The following is a 5,648-nucleotide window of genomic DNA, read 5'->3' on the forward strand; positions in this document are numbered from 1 at the left end:
ACCTTTCTCCTTGATCGCGGAAATCGCCTTGCTGGCTTCCTGCGGCTTGTAGCCCAGGGAAATCAGCGCGCTGACCGCGTCATTTTCGGCGGCAGCGACTTGTTGCGCTGGTGCATCCGGCTGGTTCGGCACCAACGCAAACATGCTCGGTACGGTTTCCCAGGCCTTGAAGCGATCCTTGAGCTCCACCAGCAAACGCTCGGCAGTCTTCTTGCCCACCCCCGGCACCTTGGTCAGCGCCGAGGTGTCCTGGGACTGCACGCAACGGATCAACTCGTCGACTTCCAGGCTCGACATCAGGGCCAGCGCCAGTTTCGGCCCTACCCCATTGAGACGGATCAGTTCGCGAAAAAAGTCTCGCTCACGCTTGCCGAAGAAGCCATAGAGTAACTGCGCGTCTTCACGTACGACCAAATGGGTGTGCAAGGTCAGCGGTTCACCGACCGACGGCAAGCGATAAAGCGTGGTCATGGGCACTTCCAGCTCATACCCCAGACCGTTTACATCCAGAATCAGGTGCGGCGGCTGTTTCTCAGCCAAAGTGCCGCGCAAGCGTCCAATCACGTTTCAGATCCTTGAGCGTTGGCCAGATCAGTGCTGGCGACTGACAGAACAAGGGTTTTGCGCCGACAACACAGGCGCAAAACCCTCATCCCACAAAAAATGATTGCTGATGCTATCAGAGACGCAGGCGCCCGCCACGACTGCGTGCCGCGCCCAGGCCATGAGGCAACAGGCTGGAACGGGTGTGAGCGTGGCAAATCGCGATGGCCAGGGCATCCGAGGCATCGATTTGCGGCTTGCTGGTCAGTTTCAGCATGTGCATGACCATCATTTGCACTTGTTCTTTATTGGCGGCGCCGGTGCCGACCACGGCCTGCTTGACCTGGGTTGCGGTGTACTCGGCAATTTCCAGGCTCTCTTCGGCGCCGGCGACAATCGCCGCGCCACGGGCCTGCCCCAGTTTCAGCGCGGAGTCGGCATTGCGCGCCATGAACACCTTTTCGATGCCCATGGTGACCGGACCATAAGTCTGAATGATTTCACGCACGCCGCGATAGACGATCTGCAGACGCTCATGCAACTCGCCAGCACCGRTGCGGATACAGCCCGATGCCACGTAAACACAACCACGGCCAGTATCGCGAACAATGCCGTAACCGGTGATACGCGAGCCGGGGTCGATACCAAGAATTAAAGTCATAACGCCTGCGAAGCTAGTGCGAATATCTGAGAGTAACCGTAGGAGCTGCCGAAGGCTCGGGCCGCGTTCGGACGATCTTTAAAATAAATAACTGTAAATCAAAAGATCGCAGGCTTCGCCAGCGCCTGCAGGGCTGATGAAGGCTGCGATCTTTATAAAGGCATCAACCGAGCTGCGCGGCCACCGCCTCTGGAATGTCCGCGTTGGAGTACACGTTCTGCACGTCATCCAGGTCTTCGAGCATGTCGATCAGCTTGAGAACCTTCTCGGCGCCTTCCAGATCCAGTTCGGCACTGGTGGTCGGCAACATGACGATTTCCGCATCGCTGCCCTTGAAGCCTGCGGCCTCCAAGGCGTTACGCACGGAATAGAAGCCGGCGAACGAGGTGAACACGTCGATGGAGCCGTCTTCGTTGGTCACCACGTCATCGGCGTCGGCTTCCATGGCTGCTTCCATCAGCGCGTCTTCATCAACCCCTGGCGCGAAGGAAATCTGCCCTTTGCGTTCGAACAGATAAGCCACCGAACCGTCGGTACCGAGGTTACCGCCGCACTTGCTGAACGCATGGCGAACAGCGGCTGCGGTACGGTTGCGGTTGTCGGTCATGCATTCGACCATCACCGCCACACCGCCCGGGCCATAGCCTTCGTAGGTCAGCTCGACCATGTCATCGGTATCGGCAGCGCCGGCACCACGGGCCACCGCGCGGTCGATGATGTCGCGGCTCATGTTCGCACCCAGCGCTTTATCCAGCGCCAGACGCAGACGCGGGTTGGAGCCCGGATCAGCGCCGCCCTGACGGGCAGCGACCGTCAGCTCACGAATCCACTTGGTGAAAATCTTGCCCTTCTTGGCATCCTGACGTTCTTTGCGGTGCTTGATGTTCGCCCACTTGGAATGACCCGCCATAACTCGCTCCGAATTTCTCTTTGAAACATCGCCCGCCACACAGGGAGTGTCGGCCAGCAACAAAAAAATCTTGACCTAAAGAAAAGGCGCATCCCACAGGATGCGCCTTTGCGGTCAGCCTTACTCTGCCTTTGGCGTTTCGCGCAGACGAATGTGCAGCTCACGCAACGCCTTGGCATCTACCACGCCCGGAGCCTGCGTCATCACGTCCGCAGCACTCTGGGTTTTCGGGAAGGCGATCACTTCACGGATCGACTGGGCGCCGGTCATCAGCATCACCAGACGATCCAGACCGAAGGCCAGACCACCGTGCGGCGGCGCGCCATATTTCAGGGCGTCGAGCAGGAAGCCGAACTTCTCTTCCTGTTCCGCTTCGTTGATACCCAACAGACGGAACACCGACTGTTGCATTTCCTTACGGTGGATACGGATCGAACCGCCACCCAGCTCGGTGCCGTTCAGAACCATGTCGTAGGCACGGGACAAAGCGCCAGCCGGGTTGGCTTCCAGCTCTTCAGGAGTGCACTTCGGCGCGGTGAACGGGTGGTGCAAGGCGCTGAAGCTGCCGTCGTCGTTCTCTTCGAACATCGGGAAGTCGACGACCCACATTGGCGCCCACTTGCAGGTCAGCAGCTCGAGGTCATGACCCAGCTTGATCCGCAGCGCGCCCAGGGCTTCGCTGACGATCTTGGCTTTGTCGGCGCCGAAGAACACGATGTCGCCATCGACCGCACCCACGCGATCGAGGATCACGTTCAGGTTGGCTTCCGGGATGTTTTTCACGATCGGCGACTGCAGACCTTCAACACCGGCAGCACGCTCGTTGACCTTGATGTACGCCAGGCCCTTGGCACCGTAGATGCCGACGAACTTGGTGTAATCGTCGATCTGCTTGCGCGGCATGCTCGCACCGCCTGGAACGCGCAAGGCGGCGATACGGCATTTCGGGTCATTGGCCGGGCCACTGAACACCTTGAAATCGACTTCCTTGAGCTGATCGGCAACATCCACCAGTTCCAGCGGGTTACGCAGGTCTGGCTTGTCGGAACCGTAGCGGCGCATGGCCTCTTCGAAGGTCATGTGCGGGAATTCGCCGAATTCCAGACCCAGCACTTCCTTGAACAGGTTGCGGATCATGCCTTCGGTCAGGCCCATGATGTCTTTTTCATCGAGGAAGCTGGTCTCGATGTCGATCTGAGTGAATTCCGGCTGGCGATCAGCCCGCAGGTCTTCGTCGCGGAAGCACTTGGCGATCTGGTAGTAACGGTCGAAGCCGGCCACCATCAACAGCTGCTTGAACAGCTGAGGCGATTGCGGCAAGGCGAAGAACGAACCGGCGTGAGTACGGCTCGGCACCAGATAGTCACGCGCGCCTTCCGGCGTCGCACGGGTCAGGATCGGCGTCTCGACGTCGAGGAAACCGTTCTCGTCCAGGTAGCGGCGGATGCTGGTGGTCATGCGCGAACGCAGACGCAGCTTCTCGGCCATTTCAGGGCGACGCAGATCAAGGAAGCGATAACGCAGGCGGGTTTCTTCGCCAACGTCAGAGAACTCGTTCAGCGGGAACGGCGGTGTTTCCGATTCGTTCAGCACTTCCAGCTCGTAGCCCAGGACCTCGATCATGCCCGACGCCATGTTGGCGTTGGTTGCACCGGCCGGACGCAGGCGAACCTTGCCGGTGATCTTCACGACGTACTCGCTGCGCACGCGATCGGCGGCGGCGAAGCTCTCGGCACGGTCCGGATCGAACACCACCTGGGCCAGACCGTCACGATCACGGATATCGAGGAAAATCACCCCGCCATGGTCACGGCGACGGTGAACCCATCCGCAAAGGGTAATTTCCTGGCCTTCCAGGCTTTCGTTCAGTTGGCCGCAATAATGGCTGCGCATCATGGTAGTGGTTTCACTTCTCGTAATTCGAAATTCGGGTGGAGGTCTTGCCACACCACCGCACTTGAATAAGGTGCCAGATGATGCAAGAGCTCGCGCTTGTCGTTCAACCCGGGCGCTAGACCCTAGTCAGCTTTGTCGCCACCGGCCAGATTTTTCTTGGAACCGGTCTTGAAGTCGGTTTCGTACCAGCCGGTGCCACTGAGGCGGAAACCGGGCATGGACAGCATCTTTTTAAGCTCTGGCGCCTGGCAGGCAGGGCAGTCGACCAGCGGTGCTGCGCTGATCTTTTGAATGGCTTCCAACTGATGACCACAGGAAGCACATTGGTAATCGTACATCGGCATGGGGGTTGTCTCGGCGATCAGATTGCTACCGCGCATGCAGGGCTTCGCGGCAAAGAGCGGGATTATATCCATTAAATGCAGCCTGTGCAGCCGTAAGACTGCACAGACCGACACTCGACTCATTCAGCCGCTCTCGCTAAGCCATGATGGGGCAACTGCCCTCCTTCAGGCTGTGCACGACGCAGACAACCCGCACCAGCCCGGTGAAATTTTTCACCCCGCCATGGCGCAAGTGCACCTCGCGATCCACCTGAGACAACAGCGCACTGACCGAGCAGCAATTGACCTTGGCCATGTTGCCCAAAATATCCCAATAGACCTGCTCAAGCCGCAAACAGGTCGCAAAACCATTCAAACGCACCGACCGGGATAAGGGCTGGGCCAGCCCCATATCGAATTCGCCGACAAGTGAATCAATCCTTATATCCTTGAGTGGACCGTTCCTCCCCTCGCCTTGCCTGTCTTCATGAACCATACCGTTGACACTCCTTTGTCATCCTTGCTGCTTGTAAGGGCCATACTCCGTTTCCTTATAAAAGCGCAGGCGCTACGGTATATCCAGATGACTTTATGACCATCAACGTAGGATAAGCCAACAACGAAGGGGCGATCATGGAGCTCGTCCTAGGCCGGACGATTTCCTACGAAAACTGACGCAATATCACTCAACGAAAAGGCGAAAGATCCGAGAAACACAGCGCACGAATAACACTTGGCATCGTCATCCGCGCGCCATGCCAATGGAAACACCGCCGGACCGCCTGATTTGAGTAGCCGCAGGCTTTGCTGTTAAATAGGCAGTGTGTCGCTACCACCTATTTTCCGGGGGCTGCGCATAGGCTGATATCAGGTACGTGCCCAACGCCTCTTATTGTTCTGAAGCGAACCGTGCTCTATCAGCTCTTCCTTGTGATCCGTCTTAACGTGAGTTAATCAAAATGTTGAAAATCGTCCACCTGCTAATGGGCGCAGCAGCCCTGCTGCTGTCCTTCATCCCTAGCCTGCGATCCGAAGCGGTACCTTACCTGCAACAACCCGATGCGCTTTACCTGGCCTTTTTCGGCCTGCTCAACCTCACCCTCGCGCCTGTTATCCCTTACTGGAACAAAGGCCCGCGTCATCAATTGCAAAACCTGGTCAGCGCTTTGCTGGTTCTGGCTGTCGTACTGCAAACCCTGACGCTGATCGCTCCGATGCCTGTCATCGCCGGTCAACCTGCCGTTCTGTTCAGCCTGGTCGCTGCCCTGATCGCCGTATTCCTGCACCTGGCCATCAGCTTCTACAAATCTTCACC

Annotated in this window: 7 protein-coding genes; 1 reads left to right on the plus strand and 6 read right to left on the minus strand. The window is 58.0% G+C overall.

Annotation, left to right across the window (positions count from 1 at the left end; all coding sequences use genetic code 11):
• The 6 genes from ruvA to AC1DLB_RS19650 all read right to left on the minus strand — a co-directional run.
• Positions 1-564, minus strand: a 564-nt coding sequence (ruvA, locus tag AC1DLB_RS19625) for a Holliday junction branch migration protein RuvA (protein ID WP_477785477.1), incomplete at its 3' end; no start/stop codon positions are given.
• A 115-nt stretch (positions 565-679) separates the two neighbouring features.
• On the minus strand, positions 680-1,204 hold the full coding sequence (gene ruvC / locus AC1DLB_RS19630; RefSeq protein ID WP_477785478.1) for a crossover junction endodeoxyribonuclease RuvC: 525 nt from the start codon (positions 1,202-1,204) through the stop codon (positions 680-682).
• A 163-nt stretch (positions 1,205-1,367) separates the two neighbouring features.
• Complete coding sequence (locus AC1DLB_RS19635) at positions 1,368-2,114, minus strand: YebC/PmpR family DNA-binding transcriptional regulator (protein WP_018926501.1); 747 nt, start codon at positions 2,112-2,114, stop codon at positions 1,368-1,370.
• Positions 2,115-2,234: 120 nt separating this feature from the next.
• A complete protein-coding gene (gene aspS / locus AC1DLB_RS19640) occupies positions 2,235-4,010 on the minus strand; it encodes an aspartate--tRNA ligase (protein ID WP_018926502.1) in 1,776 nt (591 codons plus the stop codon).
• A 122-nt stretch (positions 4,011-4,132) separates the two neighbouring features.
• On the minus strand, positions 4,133-4,354 hold the full coding sequence (locus AC1DLB_RS19645; RefSeq protein WP_010457489.1) for an FmdB family zinc ribbon protein: 222 nt from the start codon (positions 4,352-4,354) through the stop codon (positions 4,133-4,135).
• A 136-nt stretch (positions 4,355-4,490) separates the two neighbouring features.
• Positions 4,491-4,829, minus strand: a complete 339-nt coding sequence (locus AC1DLB_RS19650; RefSeq protein ID WP_477744549.1) for a ribbon-helix-helix domain-containing protein — start codon at positions 4,827-4,829, stop codon at positions 4,491-4,493.
• A gap of 463 nt (positions 4,830-5,292) precedes the next feature.
• Here AC1DLB_RS19650 and AC1DLB_RS19655 point away from each other — a divergent pair.
• The coding region (locus AC1DLB_RS19655; RefSeq protein ID WP_477785479.1) for a cold shock domain-containing protein membrane protein at positions 5,293-5,648 on the plus strand (356 nt) is incomplete at its 3' end.

It is taken from the genome of Pseudomonas sp. 05N434, assembly GCF_056396965.1.

What these genes read in the sequence shown, in the direction of transcription:
- AC1DLB_RS19645 (WP_010457489.1), bottom strand. Translation starts at nt 4,354, where the DNA reads ATGCCGATGTACGATTACCAATGTGCTTCCTGTGGTCATCAGTTGGAA.
- AC1DLB_RS19650 (WP_477744549.1), bottom strand. Translation starts at nt 4,829, where the DNA reads ATGGTTCATGAAGACAGGCAAGGCGAGGGGAGGAACGGTCCACTCAAG.
- AC1DLB_RS19635 (WP_018926501.1), bottom strand. Translation starts at nt 2,114, where the DNA reads ATGGCGGGTCATTCCAAGTGGGCGAACATCAAGCACCGCAAAGAACGT.
- aspS (WP_018926502.1), bottom strand. Translation starts at nt 4,010, where the DNA reads ATGATGCGCAGCCATTATTGCGGCCAACTGAACGAAAGCCTGGAAGGC.